At 35.5% G+C, this 19,010-nt stretch carries 20 protein-coding genes and 1 pseudogene; 5 read left to right on the top strand and 16 right to left on the bottom strand.

Translation table 11 applies throughout. The annotated features are described in order from the left end of the window. Positions 1 to 23: 23 nt before the first annotated feature. Entirely contained in the window at positions 24 to 809 is a 786-nt protein-coding gene (locus tag ACUL40_RS00500; RefSeq protein ID WP_048656977.1) for a lytic transglycosylase domain-containing protein, read from the bottom strand. A gap of 256 nt (positions 810 to 1,065) precedes the next feature. Between ACUL40_RS00500 and ACUL40_RS00495 the strand changes: the two genes are divergently transcribed. The 5 genes from ACUL40_RS00495 (at position 1,066) to ACUL40_RS00475 (ending at position 5,695) form a co-directional block, all read left to right on the top strand. Then, positions 1,066 to 1,875: a flagellin N-terminal helical domain-containing protein gene (locus tag ACUL40_RS00495; RefSeq protein ID WP_142408549.1), complete on the top strand. Its 810-nt coding sequence runs from the start codon at positions 1,066 to 1,068 to the stop codon at positions 1,873 to 1,875. 85 nt (positions 1,876 to 1,960) lie between these two features. Further along, a complete protein-coding gene (locus ACUL40_RS00490; RefSeq protein WP_050292889.1) occupies positions 1,961 to 2,791 on the top strand; it encodes a flagellin N-terminal helical domain-containing protein in 831 nt (276 codons plus the stop codon). Positions 2,792 to 2,869: 78 nt separating this feature from the next. Beyond that, a complete protein-coding gene (locus ACUL40_RS00485) occupies positions 2,870 to 3,685 on the top strand; it encodes a flagellin N-terminal helical domain-containing protein (protein WP_048657275.1) in 816 nt (271 codons plus the stop codon). Positions 3,686 to 3,770: 85 nt separating this feature from the next. Beyond that, positions 3,771 to 4,637, top strand: coding sequence for a flagellin N-terminal helical domain-containing protein (locus ACUL40_RS00480; RefSeq protein WP_050252173.1), 867 nt, complete (start codon positions 3,771 to 3,773; stop codon positions 4,635 to 4,637). A gap of 257 nt (positions 4,638 to 4,894) precedes the next feature. Then, positions 4,895 to 5,695, top strand: a complete 801-nt coding sequence (locus ACUL40_RS00475) for a flagellin N-terminal helical domain-containing protein (protein WP_048657003.1) — start codon at positions 4,895 to 4,897, stop codon at positions 5,693 to 5,695. Between the two features lie 95 nt (positions 5,696 to 5,790). On the opposite strand, the gene ACUL40_RS00470 is transcribed toward ACUL40_RS00475, so the two are convergent. The 15 genes and pseudogenes from ACUL40_RS00470 to flgB form a co-directional block, all read right to left on the bottom strand. After that, complete coding sequence (locus tag ACUL40_RS00470) at positions 5,791 to 6,738, bottom strand: DNA-binding domain-containing protein (protein WP_000274687.1); 948 nt, start codon at positions 6,736 to 6,738, stop codon at positions 5,791 to 5,793. Positions 6,739 to 7,461: 723 nt separating this feature from the next. After that, positions 7,462 to 8,370, bottom strand: coding sequence for a chemotaxis protein (locus ACUL40_RS00465; protein WP_000075943.1), 909 nt, complete (start codon positions 8,368 to 8,370; stop codon positions 7,462 to 7,464). A gap of 123 nt (positions 8,371 to 8,493) precedes the next feature. Continuing rightward, the gene (locus ACUL40_RS00460) at positions 8,494 to 8,979 is read right to left on the bottom strand and encodes a hypothetical protein (RefSeq protein ID WP_000068301.1); all 486 of its coding nucleotides are present in this window, start codon (positions 8,977 to 8,979) and stop codon (positions 8,494 to 8,496) included. A gap of 206 nt (positions 8,980 to 9,185) precedes the next feature. Then, complete coding sequence (locus ACUL40_RS00455) at positions 9,186 to 9,521, bottom strand: DUF3964 family protein (RefSeq protein WP_000198176.1); 336 nt, start codon at positions 9,519 to 9,521, stop codon at positions 9,186 to 9,188. Positions 9,522 to 9,569: 48 nt separating this feature from the next. After that, positions 9,570 to 10,883 (bottom strand): flagellar hook protein FlgE, encoded by a 1,314-nt coding sequence (flgE, locus tag ACUL40_RS00450; RefSeq protein ID WP_000588310.1) that lies wholly within the window; start codon positions 10,881 to 10,883, stop codon positions 9,570 to 9,572. Positions 10,884 to 10,904: 21 nt separating this feature from the next. Next, positions 10,905 to 11,477, bottom strand: coding sequence for a flagellar hook assembly protein FlgD (locus ACUL40_RS00445; protein WP_048657002.1), 573 nt, complete (start codon positions 11,475 to 11,477; stop codon positions 10,905 to 10,907). A gap of 3 nt (positions 11,478 to 11,480) precedes the next feature. Then, positions 11,481 to 12,589: pseudogene (locus ACUL40_RS00440) on the bottom strand (flagellar hook-length control protein FliK). A gap of 10 nt (positions 12,590 to 12,599) precedes the next feature. Next, positions 12,600 to 13,010 carry a hypothetical protein gene (locus tag ACUL40_RS00435; RefSeq protein ID WP_000360855.1) on the bottom strand — a complete coding sequence of 137 codons (411 nt, stop codon included), beginning with the start codon at positions 13,008 to 13,010 and terminating at the stop codon, positions 12,600 to 12,602. Positions 13,011 to 13,126: 116 nt separating this feature from the next. Then, positions 13,127 to 14,431: a flagellar protein export ATPase FliI gene (locus ACUL40_RS00430; RefSeq protein WP_000088691.1), complete on the bottom strand. Its 1,305-nt coding sequence runs from the start codon at positions 14,429 to 14,431 to the stop codon at positions 13,127 to 13,129. Then, the gene (locus ACUL40_RS00425) at positions 14,428 to 15,117 is read right to left on the bottom strand and encodes a FliH/SctL family protein (RefSeq protein WP_000051695.1); all 690 of its coding nucleotides are present in this window, start codon (positions 15,115 to 15,117) and stop codon (positions 14,428 to 14,430) included. The genes ACUL40_RS00430 and ACUL40_RS00425 overlap by 4 nt, the downstream gene beginning before the upstream one ends. After that, complete coding sequence (fliG, locus tag ACUL40_RS00420; RefSeq protein WP_000883356.1) at positions 15,104 to 16,108, bottom strand: flagellar motor switch protein FliG; 1,005 nt, start codon at positions 16,106 to 16,108, stop codon at positions 15,104 to 15,106. The genes ACUL40_RS00425 and fliG overlap by 14 nt, the downstream gene beginning before the upstream one ends. 13 nt (positions 16,109 to 16,121) lie before the next feature. Next, positions 16,122 to 17,696 (bottom strand): flagellar M-ring protein FliF C-terminal domain-containing protein, encoded by a 1,575-nt coding sequence (locus tag ACUL40_RS00415; RefSeq protein ID WP_000413929.1) that lies wholly within the window; start codon positions 17,694 to 17,696, stop codon positions 16,122 to 16,124. 22 nt (positions 17,697 to 17,718) lie between these two features. Continuing rightward, positions 17,719 to 18,018, bottom strand: a complete 300-nt coding sequence (gene fliE / locus ACUL40_RS00410) for a flagellar hook-basal body complex protein FliE (RefSeq protein ID WP_000701672.1) — start codon at positions 18,016 to 18,018, stop codon at positions 17,719 to 17,721. Positions 18,019 to 18,034: 16 nt separating this feature from the next. Beyond that, on the bottom strand, positions 18,035 to 18,448 hold the full coding sequence (flgC, locus tag ACUL40_RS00405; RefSeq protein WP_000484685.1) for a flagellar basal body rod protein FlgC: 414 nt from the start codon (positions 18,446 to 18,448) through the stop codon (positions 18,035 to 18,037). Between the two features lie 21 nt (positions 18,449 to 18,469). Beyond that, positions 18,470 to 18,928 carry a flagellar basal body rod protein FlgB gene (flgB, locus tag ACUL40_RS00400; protein WP_370445031.1) on the bottom strand — a complete coding sequence of 153 codons (459 nt, stop codon included), beginning with the start codon at positions 18,926 to 18,928 and terminating at the stop codon, positions 18,470 to 18,472. Positions 18,929 to 19,010: the final 82 nt, after the last annotated feature.

The raw sequence follows: 19,010 nt of genomic DNA, 5'->3' as shown, positions 1-19,010 counted from the left end.
GTTCTCTCTATATATGAAACTTCTTATTTTGAAACGTCGATATTTAATATTTTTTTAATATATCCTTGCGTTTCTTTAAATGGCGGTACGCCTCCGTACTTCCTCACATTCCCAGGACCAGCATTATAAGAAGCAAGCGCCAATACTAAGTCGCCGTTATTTTTCTTTAAATAACCGCTTAACTCTTTTACGCCACCTTCAATACTTTCAGCTGGTGAAAATGGATTCTTCACACCCATCTCCTTCACATTCGCTGGCATAAGCTGCATAAGACCCATCGCACCTGCATGTGACACCGTTTTCGGATTAAAATTAGACTCTACTTCAATCATTTTTTGAATTAACGTTTTCGGAATTCCGTATGTACGACTTACACGATCAATAATATCCTCATACTTCCCTTCATTGGAAGAACGTATTTTTTGAATATTATACTTCTTCGTTAATTCCCACGTATCAACAGCCTCATTTTTCGTTTCTGGGAAACGTCGTTCAAACTCTTTTTGCGCAACTTGCACTTCATCTGCTTTCTTCGTTTCAGCCTTTTCTTCAGACTTACTCGCTTCCTCTACTTTATTAATAGTTTCTACCGGCTTATTAACAACCGCTTCTATTTTCGTAGATTGTACCGGCTGACTCATATCTTCTACTTTTGCCGGCTGCGTAGTTTCTTTCGTCTCCTTCGCAGGCTCACTCTGCAACTTCTCTTGAAAACGACTACTAACGAATGCTTGTGGACTACTTAGCTTTTGCTGAATTTGTCCTTTTTTATATGCAAGCACTTCTTTTACTATATTTCCAACTATCATAATATCACCTTTTCGGTAAACAAAGATAATCTAATATTAGAGTTTTTTTTTAAAGTTTGCAATAATCCTTTTGATAATATTGTAATAAAAAAATGAACAAATAGGAAATTATCATTTTTTTATATTCATTAATTACAATTATTCGTTGACACGATATATACCAAGGATTACAATTAATCTCGAAATTGATTTTTTTGCATATTTACGTTTAACAATTAACAGAAAAATCAATATAAAAAAATGGGGGTTTCTTAACATGAGAATTAATACAAACATTAACAGCATGCGTACGCAAGAGTACATGCGACAAAACCAAGACAAAATGAACACTTCTATGAACCGTTTATCTAGCGGTAAATCAATCAACAGTGCGGCTGACGATGCGGCTGGTTTAGCTATCGCTACTCGTATGCGTGCAAAAGAGGGCGGATTAAATGTTGGGGCTCGTAACACACAAGACGCTATGTCTGCTTTACGTACAACTGATTCTGCTTTGAATTCTATTTCTAACATCTTACTTCGTATGCGTGACCTTGCTACTCAATCTGCGAACGGTACGAATGGTACAGAAGACCAAAAATCTTTAAACTTAGAATTTGCAGCATTAAAAACAGAAATTGATCACATTGCTGGTGAAACTAATTTTAACGGTAAAAAATTACTAGCTGGAGCAGGAACTGATATTGACGTTCAACTTTCTGATGTATCTGGTGATAAACTTACAATTTCAAGTGTTAGTGCCAAAGCAGCGGACCTTAAAATTACAAAAGATATTACTACTGCGACAGACGCTAGTGCTGCTATTACTGAGCTTGATACAGCTATTCAAACAGTTGCTGATAATAGAGCTACTTTCGGTTCTCAATTAAATCGCTTAGATCATAACTTAAACAATGTCAACAGCCAATCTACTAATATGGCGGCTTCTGCTTCGCAAATCGAAGACGCTGACATGGCAAAAGAAATGTCTAACATGACAAAATTCAAAATCTTAAACGAGGCTGGAATTAGCATGCTTTCTCAAGCTAACCAAACTCCTCAAATGGTTTCTAAATTATTACAATAATTCACTTGATCGTTTAAAGTAAAATTTACTATCTGTACTACGGATAGTAAATTTTATATTTTATCGACTACTGGAGGTTCTTAACATGAGAATTAATACAAATATTAACAGCATGCGTACGCAAGAATACATGCGACAAAACCAAGACAAAATGAACACTGCGATGAACCGTTTATCTAGCGGTAAATCAATCAACAGTGCGGCTGACGATGCGGCTGGCTTAGCTATCGCTACTCGTATGCGTGCAAAAGAAGGCGGATTAAATGTTGGGGCTCGTAATACACAAGACGCTATGTCTGCTTTACGTACAACTGATTCTGCTTTAAATTCTATTTCTAACATCTTACTTCGTATGCGTGACCTTGCTACGCAATCTGCGAACGGGACAAATGGTGGTAAAGATCAAGATTCTTTACAATTGGAATTTAAGGAATTAAAAGAAGAAATTGATCATATCGCTGGTAAGACTAACTTTAATGGAAAGAATTTATTAGCTAAGGCTGATCCAACTAAGGATATTAATATTCAGCTTTCTGATGTATCTGGCGATAATCTTACAATTAAAACTGTTGATGCAACAACAGGTGCTACAGGATTTAACCTTACAAAAACTATTGGCGATGCGGCAGGCACCGGTGATGCTGCGGAATCAATTAAAGAACTTGACGCTGCTATCCAAAAAGTTGCTGACATGCGTGCAACATTCGGTTCTCAATTAAATCGTTTAGACCATAACTTAAACAATGTGAACAGCCAAGCTACTAATATGTCAGCGGCCGCTTCTCAAATTGAAGACGCTGACATGGCAAAAGAAATGTCTAACATGACGAAATTTAAAATCTTGAACGAAGCTGGTATTAGCATGCTTTCTCAAGCTAACCAAACTCCTCAAATGGTTTCTAAATTATTACAATAATTCATTTGATGGTTTCTTACTCTCTGTATTACAGAGAGTAATTATATATATATCTAAAAGCTATTGGAGGCTCTTATCATGAGAATTAATACAAATATTAACAGCATGCGTACGCAAGAATACATGCGACAAAACCAAGACAAAATGAACACTGCGATGAATCGTTTATCTAGCGGTAAATCAATCAACAGTGCGGCTGACGATGCGGCTGGCTTAGCTATCGCTACTCGTATGCGTGCAAAAGAAGGCGGATTAAATGTTGGGGCTCGTAACACACAAGACGCTATGTCTGCTTTACGTACAACTGACTCTGCTTTGAATTCTATTTCTAACATCTTACTTCGTATGCGTGATATTGCTACTCAATCCGCGAACGGGACAAATGGTGGTAAAGATCAAGATTCTTTAGACTTAGAATTCCAAGAATTGCACAAGGAAATTGACCATATCGCTGAAAAAACTAACTTTAATGGCAAGAATTTATTAGCTGCAACTGGAGCAAATATTGATATCCAACTCTCTGATGTATCTGGCGATAAACTTACAATTACATCAATTGATGCAAAAGCTGATAACCTACTTACAGCTGCTGGGACAAATGTTAAGACTTCAGCTGCTGCAAGTACTGCTATTACTAATCTGGATAAAGCTATTCAAACAGTTGCTGATAATAGAGCAACTTTCGGTTCTCAATTAAACCGTTTAGATCATAACTTAAACAACGTAACAAGCCAAGCTACTAATATGGCGGCGGCCGCTTCTCAAATTGAAGATGCAGATATGGCAAAAGAAATGTCTAACATGACAAAATTCAAAATCTTAAACGAGGCTGGAATTAGCATGCTTTCTCAAGCTAACCAAACTCCTCAAATGGTTTCTAAATTATTACAATAATTCACTTGATCGTTTAAAGTAAAATTTACTATCTGTACTACGGATAGTAAATTTTATATTTTATCGACTACTGGAGGTTCTTAACATGAGAATTAATACAAATATTAACAGCATGCGTACGCAAGAATACATGCGACAAAACCAAGACAAAATGAACACTGCGATGAACCGTTTATCTAGCGGTAAATCAATCAACAGTGCGGCTGACGATGCGGCTGGCTTAGCTATCGCTACTCGTATGCGTGCAAAAGAAGGCGGATTAAATGTTGGGGCTCGTAATACACAAGACGCTATGTCTGCTTTACGTACAACTGATTCTGCTTTAAATTCTATTTCTAACATCTTACTTCGTATGCGTGACCTTGCTACTCAATCCGCAAACGGGACAAATGGTGGCAACGATAAAGATTCCCTAAACTTAGAATTTAAGGCATTACAAGAGGAAATTGATCACATTGCAGGAAAAACTAACTTTAACGGAAAAAGTTTATTAGCTGAGGCTGGAACAGATAAGAATATTAGTATTCAGCTTTCTGATGTATCTGGCGATAACCTTACACTTACAGCAGTTGATGCAACAGCTACTACAGGACTTGGCCTTACAAAAACTATCGGAGCACCTGCAGCACCTGTAACGCCTCCTGCACCGCCTGCACCACCTGCTGCAGATAATGATGCTGCAGGTGCCATTGTACAACTAGATAAAGCTATCCAAACAGTTGCTGACATGCGTGCAACATTCGGTTCTCAATTAAACCGTTTAGACCATAACTTAAACAACGTAAACAGCCAAGCTACTAACATGGCTTCAGCTGCTTCTCAAATCGAAGACGCTGATATGGCGAAAGAAATGTCTGAAATGACTAAGTTCAAAATCTTGAACGAAGCTGGAATCAGCATGCTTTCTCAAGCTAACCAAACTCCTCAAATGGTTTCTAAATTATTACAATAAGCCATTTGAGTTAGTTTCCTGAATAAACCTCTCTGCTTGTGGAGAGGTTTATTTTTTCTATATAGATAGATTATTTATAAAACCTTCTTTTTTATGTGGAAGAGAGCATCTGCGGTGCATAGAAGCGGTTAGTGCTTATCTTGATCCCCTCTTATGTTAAAACACAAATAGCAAATAAGCATAAGCCTTTTTATCTTTTCATAACCGTTTATTAACTTTAGAACACTGACTATATCAATCTATAAGGAGTGTCTATTATGCGTATTGGTACGAATGTTTTAAGTATGAATGCTAGGCAGTCGTTGTATGAGAATGAGAAACGTATAAATGTGTCAATGGAGCATTTGGCGACTGGTAAGAAGTTAAACCATGCTTCTGATAATCCCGCTAATATTGCAATTGTGACTCGAATGCATGCGAGAGCAAGTGGTATGCGCGTGGCGATTCGTAATAATGAGGATGCGATATCAATGCTTCGCACGGCAGAAGCTGCCCTTCAAACTGTGACGAATATTTTGCAGCGTATGCGTGATTTAGCCGTTCAATCTACGAACGGTACGAATTCAAATAAAAACCGTGATTCACTGAATACAGAGTTTCAATCTTTAACAGAACAAATTGGCTATATTAGCGAGACAACTGAATTTAATGATTTATCCGTATTTGACGGTCAAAACCGCCCTATTACATTAGACGATATCAGTCATACGGTACATATGACGAAACATATTCCCCCTTCCCCTACACAACATGACATCAAGATTTCAACAGAACAAGAAGCAAGCGCGGCGATTCTTAAAATTGAAGAGGCTTTACAAAATGTATCACTTCACCGTGCCGACCTTGGCTCTATGATAAATCGTTTACAGTTCAATATTGAAAATTTAAATAGCCAAAGTATGGCGTTAACAGATGCTGTATCTCAAGTTGAAGATGCGGATATGACGCAGGAGATAAGTGATTTTTTAAAGTTCAGATTGTTGACTGAAGTTGCGCTTAGTATGGTTTCACAAGCAAATCAAATTCCGCAAATGGTTTCTAAACTACTACACTCGTAAAAATTCATCTTCCTTCTTTGGAACGATTCCATACAAAATAAAAGGGAAATACATATAGACTATGTATCTCCCTTTTATTTTGTACCCAAATTTTATTACTGTGTTACGGTCATAACTTGTCCGCTACGATCAACCATAATTTTCATTTTACCGTCCTGTGCATTATATAGCCCTAGTTTATGTAATTCCATTTTACAATCTTGTACGAAAGTTGGTAATTTACGTATTTGATCAATATCAGAACTTGTAATGAAATGAATTAAAAGCTGCGTCATACCTTTAATATCTTGTACAAGATCTTCTTTCTCTCGTTTTAGCCTTTCATTTTCTAGTTGTAACGACTGCAATTCATCTTCTAAGCTACGTGTATTCTTTGCTTCTCTAGAACGCCCTGCCGCCATGCTAGAAAGCTTATAAATACCTTCCATAAACTGATGTAGTTCGTCTTCTTTCCTTTCACTACACTGATTAATTGTTTCAAAGTTATCAACGATACCAGATATAACTGTTACAAGATTTTTTTCATCCTCTTTATGCTGGATTTCTTCTTTTAATTCGTACTCGTTTTCTTGTTTTCTTGCAACGATTGTCTCTTTTACTGGTATATATTTTCGCTTTCGTCCCGGTTTTTGTTTTTCAATATTTTCAAACGGTATTTCACGTTTTTTCAATTTATAATACGTATTTTGCAATTGACTTTCCGTTTTAGGAAAAAGATTTAGTTCATTTTTACTTACGTATTTTGAAATATTTAAAATGTTTAAACCGTGACGCTGACAAAATTGATACACTTCATACAGTAGCTCTAGTTCAGACTTCAGCCATGTAATTGTTGATTTTTCATATGCTCGCATCCCGCCATTTTTTTCTATATCTATTTGGAATAATACCATTCTATTATGTAAATCAACTAATTCTTCATACTTTACTTGGAATTCTTTTTCTATTTTTTTAAATTCCACCTCTAGTTGCATATCGTTCATTTTATTATTTGACATGTTTTGTAAAAGACCTAATACATTAATTGCTGTGTGGTGATACATAATCTGTGCCACTCCCCCTCATCCTTTCACAATTCTCATCTGACTCCCATGTCTTTTAAGAAAATAGCAATTTTTACATATCCATATTATAACAGTTCGAAATTATCTGTCAAATAATAAACATACAAAAATGTATAGAAAGTATAAAAATTTGGAAAATATTTTTTGATTAATATGTAAAATTGCATATTAATTACATTTAATTATATTATATGGTATTTTAAATGTTTTTTCACCGAAAAAATTTGCGTTACCACGAAATATTACTAAAATAACAATCGAAAATACGTTTGCTTATATTTTTAAATCAAAAATCTCTAAATAAAGATTATTCACACATACAGCGACAAACACCCAAGAAACCTTTCATTTTTCTACCAGCTTAAAGTATAGAATACTAAAAAGGAATTAGCCATATGTAGCATTGGCTAATTCCTTCCTCTCTCTAACAGAATAGAGTTATAAACCCAGTCTTCAAATCCTCAATCGAAGTCTCACTTCTTCTTACCTAAAACTACTTCATACCTCTGAACTCACATCGCATGAGACTCTATTAAGCACTGAAAACTTCCTTACATAAGTAGTTCCTCTATTCCTACTAAATAGAAAAATGTTATACACCAGCTCTTCTAGTTACCTATATCTCAACATCGCATAGGGCTCTATTAAGCACTGACCGCTCAACACTTGGCTAGAGCTTCTATTCCGGCTAAATAGAAGCTTTTAAAGCACTAACTTATCAACTAAACCAATTAGCTCTTGAATATCTGGCTTACTTACTTGAGCATTTGCTCCTACAGCTTCACCTTTATGGAATAATTCATTTGTAATTAATGAAGAGAAAATAATGACTGGTAAACGATTCATTACTTCACTATCCTTAACCACTTTCGTTAAATGATGTCCATCCATTTTTGGCATTTCAATATCCGTAATTAGCAAGTGAATATGTTCAAACATTTTTTCGCCTTGCTCTTTCGCTAATTTTTCAATTTGCGCTAACGCTTCTGCACCATTGCTGAAGAAGTTCATTTTCGTATATCCAGCTGATGATAATGTTTCTTCTAATATTTGACGAAGCATCGCTGAATCTTCTGCAATATAAATTACTTTTTCAGCTCGATCTGTTTTTTGTTCTAACCCTGCAATTGATTTATTGTCATAACCAGTGCCGCTAATTTCACATACAATTTTTTCATAATCCAATAATAAGATGATTTTGCCATCTAGTTTTACAATACCAGATGTCGTTTCTTCTAGTCCCATAGATAATGAAGCTGGTTCATCAATTTGTTCCCACGAAATACGTTGAATACGATGCACTTCATCAACGCGGAAAATAACTTTCATTTGGTTTAATTCTGAGATGATAAATTTCGTTTGATCAAGTGGCTTTGTTGACTTTAAATTAAGAGCCATTGCCAAGTTAATAACAGGTAAAATTTCACCACGTACTTGAACAACACCTTCAACTGCATGATGAGATTCTGGCACAGTTGTAACAGGGAATGGATTAATGATTTCACGTACTTTCATTACATTAATACTAAATAAGTTTTCACCAACAGTGTACGTAACAATCTCTAATTCATTTGTTCCGCTTTCTAATAAAATACTTTGTGCTTGTGACATAAAGGTGTCGCTCCCCTTCCATTAATTCCGTATATCTAATTATTAAGCTTTATAAAAGAGAAAAAGTCAACTACCTATATAAAAAACATAGATAGTCGAACGATTCATTTTATTAAAAAACAATTAATCTTGTATAAACGAAGCAAGTGCCTCTAATAACACTTCTTGTGCTCCTACAATTTCCGTCGGCATTGCTTCCCATTTTTTCGAAAGCTCCGTCTCTACTCTTATTCTCAGCTCTGAATTCATTTCTGCTAGCACATATTCTTTCGTTGCTATATCAACATCAAGTAGCGCGAGTGCATATAGTTCCGGGTCATTTATTTTTTCGAATAATCGTTTTAATACTACTGGTGCTATATGTTTTAATTTTTCAATATGAATTTCCTTATCCGAAAATAGTAACTCATATTGAATAAACGTAACATTTTCTTTAATCACTTTAAAATAACAATTATTTTTTTTATCATTCACAAAATAACCATTTGGATCTGCGATAATACTTTCTACTTTACGAATTAAATCTGGCAAACTATTCGCTGCCATTACAGTCCGCTGCTCAACCTCACTCGGCGAAATGAATGTAACGCGATACTTATTTTGCGCCATCCTCCTCACCTCTCCTTTTATAAAAATCTATCATCACAAACATATGAAATGAAACTAGCATACTCTCATTTCATTGCCCTATTGTCACAACTCACAGGCTATAAAAAAGTACTGGCTTGCTATAAAGAGATTATTGTTCAACCATTCCAGTAGATTTCTATAGTTCTCTTCTTACAGCTCCGAGCCACCTAAGCCTAAAAACATTTTTAAGCGCCTTTAAGCAACTCGATATTGTTGAACCAAAACGCAATTTGCTGATCTGTAATGCCTGATAATGTAACAAAAAACTCACGGCACTTCATCTCGTCCTTAAACAGTTGATACTTCCATGCGCCATCACTGCCAACACTGACGAAATAAAACTCATGAATACGACCAATAATCGCTTTCTTTTCAGCAAATGAATACGGGGGCACTTGCTTAATTTCAAATTGATCTGGTAAATATACATGCTCTTCTCGTTCCATTTTTAGCACTTGCTCAGCAAGTTCACGTTTATTCTCGAAAAATGGCAATTGTAAAATTCGTTCTTGTCTTGTCATACGAATAAAAACCCTTTCTACTACATTACGATCTTTCTTTATAATATATTATCGAATTAAGTTTACAACTTCATTTAATACTTCATCTGACACTTTAATTACTTTCGCATTTCCTTGGAATCCACGTTGATATAACATTAAATCAACGAATTCTACAGATAAATCTACGTTTGAACTTTCTTTTGCTGAACCCCTTACATTACCTGCACCATTCTCACCAGCAACACCTATCCCTGGAATCCCTGCTGATGGTGTGGCAATGTAATTGCCATTCCCAGTTTTCATTAATCCACCTGAATTAGGGAATGTAGCTACAGCTAGTTGTCCTACAACCTTCATACTACCATCCGAATATCTCATCATAACGAAACCACCGTCAGAAATTGAATAGTCATTTGCAATTGCAGCTGGACGCCCCGTTACTTCTGTTGTAGAAATAGTTTTCCCTGTCGGATAATTTGTTAAACCACTTAAGTCCAGTGTCAGTCCCTTACCAAAAGGAATTTTAACCGTTCCACCTTTAGTAATTTCACCAGTTACTGGATTTTTTTGTACAGCTTCATCTGTCTCCTTTAGATTTCCTAATGTATCAAATTTAAGATTTTTTTCGCCCGTCATGCCTTCAACCGGCTTAAACTCTTTTTCGTTTTTAGAATCATTTCTTACAGAAACTGTATACGTATATTCACCTGGCACAGGCTTTTCAACTTCTTTACCATCTACAGTCTCTTTTGTAGTCTTTTGTTTAATATTTACACGTAACGTTAACGAGTTCCCTTCCTCATCAAAAACTGTGAATTCGTGAGATAATGCATTTTGATTTCTAGGAAGGTTTCCACCTATTGTTGCTTTATCTGTTTGAATCCCACCAACAGCTGATCCCATTGGAATATGAATTGGACTTGGTCGTGAAGAAAAATCTATTTCTTGAGTTCCTGTTTTCACACCATACCCTAGCACATACTGACCACTTGTATTTGTAACATAGTTATCTTTCGATACACCGAAAGACCCTTTTCTCGTATACTCTACATTTCCGCTATTACGATCGCCAACTAAAAATAAACCATTTCCCTCTATGGCTGTCTCCATTTTATCACTAGTTAAAGTAATAGAACCATCACTAAAATCTGTAGATGTCCCACTAAACTTTACACCGTTACCAATACTCTTTGGATTCGTACCAGCATAAGCACCATCCCCACGTGAACCAACCGTATTATTATATAGCAGATCATCAAAAATAGCTTTTTGCTTTTTATATCCAACTGTTTGTGCATTTGCAATATTATTTGAAGTAACACTTAATGCATTTTGTGCTGCATTCATCCCTGTAATACTTGTATATAACGCTTTAATCATAACCTATATACACTCCTTTTATTAATTTTGCTTAACCTCTTCATTTTTTTCTATATCATCTTTCTTCTCATCTTCTGGATTTGCTTCTGCTATCGGTTTATCTGAAACCCTTTCTACAAAACGAAGTGAGACAACTTGATTATCAACAATAAGTTGTACATCGTTATTTTCGGCAAGTCGAACTGTTTCCACTTGACCAGTCACTTGCTCCCCCTTATTGTTTATACCTCTAACATACTTTCCTAAAAATTTCATCCCACCATCAAGAGCTGTCGTATACATCGTTGATTGTAGTTTATCTACTGCTTTCGTCATATTTTGTACTTGCTCCATAAGCGATAGTTGAGCCGTTTGATTCATCATTTGGTTCATATCCATCGCATTAAACGGGTCTTGATGTTGAAAGCTCGCTAAAAAAAGTTTCAGGAAATCATCTTTATCCATAATACCGGGTGTTTTTTGATTACTTGCTGATACTCCGTTTGTTTGTTGAACTGGCGATTGCACACCATTTACAGATGCGTTTTTTGTTTGCGCTCCTGCTTGTAACGGAATATGATTTGTACTCGTTGTATTTAATCCAACTGTTGGCACGCGTTATTCCTCCAATAATCCCGCAAATTTTGTTGATTGTTGTTTTTCATGATTTGTATTTGCTAATTTCTGTTTTTGCCTTTGCTCTTGTTCTCGCTGTTCTTTACGATTTTCATCTTTATCTGAATAGCTAATTTGAATATTGATTTCTTTTTCTTTTAACTTTAATCTCAATTCATCAAAAATGATTTCAACACGTTTTTTCGCATCGTGTTTTTCCATTTCTACGTGAACGTCAATTTGATCTCCGTGTTTTTTCATAAACACTGTTAATGTACCAAGTTTTTCTGGATTTAACTGGAATAAAACACGTTCTTGTTTCACTACAAATTTTTGCAGCGCTTCTACTTGCGCTTCCATTTTCTTTCCTAAGTCAGGTAATGAAACTTTCTCAGCACCACTATTTGATTTCCCTATTTGTTCGGTACTCGTCGTTTTATTTAATAATTCTGCACCTGCAGAGCTCGAATCGTTTAATGCATCAACTTCTGGCAACTCTACCTTTGCATCATCGCTCTCAAGTTTCGGAAGATCTACCTCTTTAGACTCTTCTTGTTCCTTTGCAATATTACAAGTTTCTGTTTCTACAACCTTCAATGCTTGCATCGTTTGCTCTGGCATCTTCATTTTGTCTAATACCATTTGCATTGTATCTTCTAAACATATAGCATTTTTGATATTCATATTTGAAAGAAGTTCTTGTAATTGTTGTAATTCAGCTGCAGGTAATTCATTAAGTTTAATATTGCCATATTCTTTATATAGCTCTTGTATTTTTTGTATGTATTGATATAACAATTCCGGCTGCACATGTAATTGCTCAATTGCAACCATTTGCTCAGATACAGCTAATAACAACTGTTCTGTCTCTTTTTTTCTTCTTTCTTTACAATAGGTTCTTCTTCCGTTACCGATTTTTTAGAAAGAATATAATCTTTTCTCTCTTCTTTTGGTGCTTCTTCTCGTTTCGTTTTCTCCGTTTGCGGCTGTTTTTTATTTTCCATTCTCATCGTACGATCGAATGAAGAATCTTCATTTTTTGATTGTACTTCTAGCCCTTTTTCTTTTTGCGGAGGTAAACTTTGTTGCACCGGTAATACAGACTGTATCACTACATTCACCTCATCCATTCATACACATTTTCAAATCCAGAAGCATTTTTTCTTCCAGCTTTTCTTGTGCTTTCGCAAGCTTTTTGCAATCTTCTTGATACATCTCATCAATGACACGTTCTTTTTCTTTTACTTGCTCTAAAAGACTTTCATTTTTTTGAATAAAACCTTCCGTTTTTTTAATTTTCCGATTCCATTCTTCTATTCTTTCAGGTGAAAACGTATGTGAAGAAAGCATACCAGCCATAATACGTTGCCCAGTTTGTACGACTTTACTACGCGATTTCACAACATATAAATCATATTCTTTTTTTTGTTCTATTTTTCTTTTTTCAGCTGTTAATTCATACACTTCTTTTAAAATATGCTCTTTTTCTTGATTTATTTGCAATTTTATTGTGTCGTACTGCTGTTTATCCACCTGTTTTCATAACCCCTTTCTATTATAACGTTCTCTTTTTCTATTATATAGTTTTTTTCCAAAAAAATCTGTGAAATATTAAAAAACAAAAAAATAAGACCTCTTATGCAGAGGCCTTATACTATATGCTGTATCGCTTCAACGATATCATCAAATGGGAAACTATCCGATCGACCTTGCTTTAAAAATGTATTTATGCCTTCTACTTTATTTTTACATTCAAAAATATAAGCATTTTCTTCATTTTCTTGAATCGTTCCTAGCTTAAAATACAATTCATTTTCTTTATAAATTGATAAAATCTTTCTCATTTCATTTGCAAGTTGCCAATGATGTGGCGAAACAATTTCTTCCATAATCCTACTTACTGAATCTAATACTGAAATTGCAGGATAATGACTAAGCGTTGCAAGCTCACGCTTTAATACGATATGTCCATCTAAAATACCACGTGCTAAATCTGGTACAGGACCATTTAAATCGTCCCCATCAACAAGCACCGTATAAATACCTGTTATAGATCCCTTCTGTGTTTTCCCAGACCGCTCTAACAACTTCTTCATATAACTTTCCATTAACAGTGTTTTACCACCAATCGGTAACTCTTTAACAGCAATATCAACACTTCTTCGTGCATCGGCAAAACGAGTAACAGAGTCCATCATAAGTAATACGTTATTACCTTGATCACGGAAGTATTCAGCAATAGACGTTGCAAGTTTCGCTGCACGAAGTTGCATAAGATGACTTTCATCTGACGTCGCTACAACAACGACGCTTTTTCGCATCCCTTCCTCGCCTAACTCTTTTCGAATAAAGTCTTTTACTTCCCGGCCACGTTCTCCTACTAAACTAATAACGTTTATATCAGCTTTTGCATTTTTTGCTATCATTCCAAGTAAAGTTGATTTACCAACACCTGACCCAGCAAAAATACCAATCTTTTGACCGATACCAATTGTTAGCATAGAATCAATTGATTTTATTCCTGTTTCAAATACATCGGTAATCTCTTCACGTTCAAATGCATGTATAGGCGGTGCATCTAGTTTTATTTTCTGTAATGGAATGTTTTCAGCTTCCTCATTTAACACTTCACCATTTGCACTTAACACTTTTCCGAGCAAGTGATTACCACGTGGTACAACAACATCTTCTGAAACTAGTGTCACTGAATCTCCATAACATACTTTTTCTGTCTGTTCAAATGGAAGTAGCATATTATTTTCTTTTTCAATGGCAATCACTTCACATAAGACGTTATGTTCTCCAACGAAGCAAACATCTCCGATCTTCGCTTTCGGCCCTTTTGCTACGAAAAACTGTTCTTGTACACTATGAACTTTGCCTACTTTCGTATACAGCGGTGTTTCAATGAACTTATTCCATTTTTCGTTCTCATTCATTAACAGGCGGCTCATACATTTTGCTCCTCAAATAACTTCTCTTCTTCCCATTTCTGACGAAGTTTCGCAAATATAGGTGCAAATTTAAATTCAAAGAACTCTTTCTCTTCTTCCAGAACAAATTCACCAAACTGCAGGGAGAAATCATATTTCCATTCTACTAATTGTAGTAACCAATATTCTTTCGTATTCTCCTTCTCTTCTTGAATACGTTCAAACGTTTCTGGATGTACTGTAATGATTAATTTTTCAAACGAAGTTGGCAATGTTTGCACGATGCCAGTTAAAATAGGTAGCACATCAAGCAATCGTGAATCTACCGCTTGATTCACGATTTTTTCTGCTAAATGAAATGATTGATCCCATAATAACTCTGTCCATTCATATGCTATTTCTTGTTGTTCTTTTTGAAACTGCACACGCGCTGCTTCCATCTGTTCCATTTGTTCATGAATATGCATTTGAAATTGTTCTTTATCTTGTAATAACTGCTGACGCTCTCGTTCTAGCATTTGCTGCTCTTGCCTTAGCTGATTCATTTCCATATGTAATGATTCTTGCTGGGCACGAAGCTCTGCATGATCTGCTTGTAATTCTTCCTCTTCTATTTGGACTGAAGCTGGTTTTGGAAATTGTAATTCATACGTTTCTTCAGAAAAAGAAACAGAATTCTTCGGAATTCTGTTTTTAAATAAGGACATCCTCTTCACCTCTTTGAACGATAATTCTTCCTTCTTTCTCTAGCTTTTTCACTGTACCAGTAATCGTTTGCTGCGCTTTTTCAGCATCCGTCATCTTAAGCGGTCCTAAGCCATCTAATTCTTCTAGAATCATCTCTTTACGGTTTGAAGACATACATGTAAATAATTTCTCTTTAATTTCTTCTTTTGCAATTTTAAGTGCTTTCGCAAGAACACCGTTATCTGTAATTTCTTCTAATACACGGCGAAGCGCAAGATCTTCAAGACCAAGTAAGTCTTCAAAGACAAACATATTTTCTTTAATTTTCTCAGATAACTCATAATCGACTTCATCCAGCTTTTGAAAGACTGTTTTTTCAACACCTCGTGAAACATTATTTAAAATGTTTACGATTGTTTTCAAGCCATCAGTTTTATTAATTGCACTAAATGCCATATTATTTAATTTCGTTTTTAACAACTCACCAATTTGATTAATTAATTCACCATCAACTTGTTCTAGTTTCGCAATACCCATTACCGTTTCTACTCGCTTATGATCTGGCAATCTCTCAATTAATTGAGACGCAAGTTGCGGTTTAATATAAGAAGCGATAATTGCAATTGTTTGTGGTGACTCATCATTAAGCACTGTAAGAAGTGGCTCTAAATCTGTAAGTGAATTTAAGAATTCAAATGGATTATCTTTGTTATACCAAAGATCTTCCAATAATTTTTCCAGTTCGTCTTCTGGCATGTTTTTAAATATGCGACGAATATACTCTTTATCTGGAGTGACTAAGTTCAATTCTTTTACATTTAATTCATATAAGAACTCTCCTAGTACATTTTCTAACGTTTCTGGTTTGTATACACGAAACTTCGCAATTTCACGAAGTAATACTTCTTTTTCCTCAGCTGTCATATATTCAATGACTTTTGCTGCCACCCCTTCGTCTAATGTACGAATGAGGATGGCAGCTTTTTCTTTGGAGGAGATTTCATCTAACATCGTTGTTCCTCCCTTACTGTCCGTTTAACCATTTTTTAATTACTTTTGCAGTACCTTCTACATGTTCTTTCGTAGCATCCTGCACTTGTTCATCTAACGTTGGTTCTTTCGGTTCTTCTGGTTCAGGTTTTGGCTCTGGCACTATTTTTTCTTCAGGAATTTCCAAGATACTTTCATTACTTGCAGCAATTTCATCTTCTGCTAAGTATTCTTCATATTCCTCTTCTTCTTTCTTTCTCTTACGTCTTGCTAATAAGAACCATACTATACCACCGATTGCTAATAAGCCAGCTGTAATTCCACCGAATAACCACCAGTTCATATCACTTTTTTCTGGCTCTTTCTCTTTTTCAGCTTTCGGCTGATCGAACTGAACAGTTACAACGTTAACTTGACCATTTATAAAGTTACCGTTCGGATCAGCTTGAAGTCCTGCCGCTGTTCCGATTGCTTCTTTAAAAGTTGTCATATCAATTCTTCGTTTTACTAACGTATCATTATCTACCCATACAACAACATTCGTTTTCGTTAATTCTGGGTGTTTCTTAATTGTTTCAACTGTTTTATCTATTTCATAGTTTTCGATTTTGTTGCCATTTTTATTATCGTAGACAACTTTACCATTTTGATTATTGTTCGTACCGTAGTTTGGCACTTCACCGTTCGCTGTAATACCAGCACCTTGCTTCGTATCTGCCCCTTCTTGCGCAGTAGAGCTTTCTTCTTGCTCTTGTTTACTACGAAGTACACCTTTATCACCATACTTCTCTGACTGACGTGTAACTTCATCGTAGTTTACAGATACTTTCGTATTCACTTTATATTCATTCGGTTTAAACATCGTCATTAACGTTGCATCAATATCTTGCTTTAATTTACCTTCAAGTTGGTGCTGCATCTCTACTTCTTTCTCATAAGAAGAGGAACTACTAGAATGTGCTTCATCTGCTCCTTTTGAGATAACACCTTTTTTACTATCAATAACACTTACTTCTTCTGCTTTCACACCAGGAACCGCTGCACTAATCATTTGCTGTATACCTGCAACTTGATCAGCCGTTAACAATTGGCCACGTTTCACTCCAACCGTAATCGCCGCTGTTCCTTTCGCTTTTTCTTCATCAAAAATTGTCTCTTTTTCAGGCAATGTAATTTGAACATTTGCCGTTTCAACTGTCGCAAAGTTTCTTACAATATCTTGTTCCAATTGCTTCTTCGTACCGACAATTTGCTTCATTTTTTTATCTTGTTCACTTGAACCGAGAGAGCTTTCTAATAAAATTTCTTCACCGCTTTTCGAATTAAACGGTAAGCCCATCCCATTCATTTCTTTTCGAACCCATGGAGCATCATTCTTTTGCACACGAATTGAACCATCGGCCGCTAATTGGTAATCGACACCTAACTTCGATAATTCTGCTGTAATCTCTTGTTTATCTGCATCATTTAAATTTTGATATACAACAACATATTTATCTGGCAAGGTGAAGTATAAAAGTGCTCCTGTTACAATCGCTAAAAGCGCAGCACCGATTACTAACTTATGCCACGTTTTTAACGATTGGATAACATTTTTCATCTTTTCCATTTAAACACACCCGTCCACTTTCCTAAATTTGCATATTAATTAGTGACTTATAATTTTCAATAAGATTATCACGTACGAGAGCAGCCGTTTTCATTTGAGACTCAGCTTTCTTTTGCTGAATTAAAACGTCATGTGTTTCTCCTACCCCTTTAGTTAGTAAATCATATACTGCTGTTTGTGCATTGTTTTGCGTTTGATTCATATCTTCCAATAAATCAATAAACTTTTTCCCCTCAACTACAGATGTTTGAGAAGTTTTCGGTGCACCAATTGACTGAATTGCTCCAAATGGTTGTGTATGTAACATTGGTTGAATTTTCATATTACGATCTTCCCCCTTATCCTCGGCCGATTTCTAAATCTTTATCAAGCATTTTTTTATTCGCATTTAATACACTCGTATTCGCTTCATACATTTTTTGAGCAACCATTACATTCGTCATTTCAGCAGTTACATCAATATTTGGATAACGTACATATCCTTCTTCATTTGCGTGCGGATGCGTCGGATCATACACTAAATTTTCCGTTTTGTCTGCTTCAATACTTTTTATTTTTACTCCGTTAGTAGGAGCCCCATCTAGCATACTTGCAAAACTATTGTTTGATTCTAGCACCACACTACGACGCTCATATAAATCTGTCCCCGGAGCCGCCGTCGTATTTGCATTTACAATATTGTTAGAAGTAACTTCCATCCACTTTCTCGCTGTCGTTAGCCCTGAGCCACTTGCATTAATTGCCTGAAACATCCGTTGTCTCTCCCTCTACTTTTAACGTCCGCGTGCCGCTTGGTTAATTGCATATTGTGTATTAATTGCGTTAATTGAAATACCGTATAACTGATTTGCTTTCATTAAATCTAGCATTTCTGTCGTTACATCCACACTATTTCCGTCTTTATTCGTTTGCATTGATTTTGTTTGAATCTTTGCATATGTATTTTTCGTATTTACTGTCGGTAAGTGCATTTCATTCGTTTGATATAAATCTGGATTGCTCTTTAAATCAGCCGCATTATTTTTATATAACGCACTACTTTTATTCATCTGCTCAGCAAATGTTACATCTTGTGCTTTATAGCCAGGTGTATTCGCATTTGCAATATTACTAGAAACAGTATTTCGTTTCGTCACTAAATAATTCATATAATGGCTTACATCACTCACTAAATCTGGCATATTCCACACCCTTCCTTTTCTAACGTAATGATCCACTGATAGAAGTTTCACTTCATTATTTATTTTCTTATATGCATTTATTAAAATATTTACTATTATGTACCCTTACATATTTTATTCCATTTTTTCATTG

It is taken from the genome of Bacillus sp. KNSH39, assembly GCF_052656585.1.
This window is presented reverse-complemented; position numbering and strand designations above follow the sequence as displayed.

Coding starts and splice junctions, on each gene's coding strand:
- ACUL40_RS00500 (WP_048656977.1), bottom strand. CDS start 809: ATGATAGTTGGAAATATAGTAAAAGAAGTGCTTGCATATAAAAAAGGA.
- ACUL40_RS00495 (WP_142408549.1), top strand. CDS start 1,066: ATGAGAATTAATACAAACATTAACAGCATGCGTACGCAAGAGTACATG.
- ACUL40_RS00490 (WP_050292889.1), top strand. CDS start 1,961: ATGAGAATTAATACAAATATTAACAGCATGCGTACGCAAGAATACATG.
- ACUL40_RS00485 (WP_048657275.1), top strand. CDS start 2,870: ATGAGAATTAATACAAATATTAACAGCATGCGTACGCAAGAATACATG.
- ACUL40_RS00480 (WP_050252173.1), top strand. CDS start 3,771: ATGAGAATTAATACAAATATTAACAGCATGCGTACGCAAGAATACATG.
- ACUL40_RS00475 (WP_048657003.1), top strand. CDS start 4,895: ATGCGTATTGGTACGAATGTTTTAAGTATGAATGCTAGGCAGTCGTTG.
- ACUL40_RS00470 (WP_000274687.1), bottom strand. CDS start 6,738: ATGTATCACCACACAGCAATTAATGTATTAGGTCTTTTACAAAACATG.
- ACUL40_RS00465 (WP_000075943.1), bottom strand. CDS start 8,370: ATGTCACAAGCACAAAGTATTTTATTAGAAAGCGGAACAAATGAATTA.
- ACUL40_RS00460 (WP_000068301.1), bottom strand. CDS start 8,979: ATGGCGCAAAATAAGTATCGCGTTACATTCATTTCGCCGAGTGAGGTT.
- ACUL40_RS00455 (WP_000198176.1), bottom strand. CDS start 9,521: ATGACAAGACAAGAACGAATTTTACAATTGCCATTTTTCGAGAATAAA.
- flgE (WP_000588310.1), bottom strand. CDS start 10,883: ATGATTAAAGCGTTATATACAAGTATTACAGGGATGAATGCAGCACAA.
- ACUL40_RS00430 (WP_000088691.1), bottom strand. CDS start 14,431: ATGAGCCGCCTGTTAATGAATGAGAACGAAAAATGGAATAAGTTCATT.
- ACUL40_RS00425 (WP_000051695.1), bottom strand. CDS start 15,117: ATGTCCTTATTTAAAAACAGAATTCCGAAGAATTCTGTTTCTTTTTCT.
- fliG (WP_000883356.1), bottom strand. CDS start 16,108: ATGTTAGATGAAATCTCCTCCAAAGAAAAAGCTGCCATCCTCATTCGT.
- ACUL40_RS00415 (WP_000413929.1), bottom strand. CDS start 17,696: ATGGAAAAGATGAAAAATGTTATCCAATCGTTAAAAACGTGGCATAAG.
- fliE (WP_000701672.1), bottom strand. CDS start 18,018: ATGAAAATTCAACCAATGTTACATACACAACCATTTGGAGCAATTCAG.
- flgC (WP_000484685.1), bottom strand. CDS start 18,448: ATGTTTCAGGCAATTAATGCAAGTGGCTCAGGGCTAACGACAGCGAGA.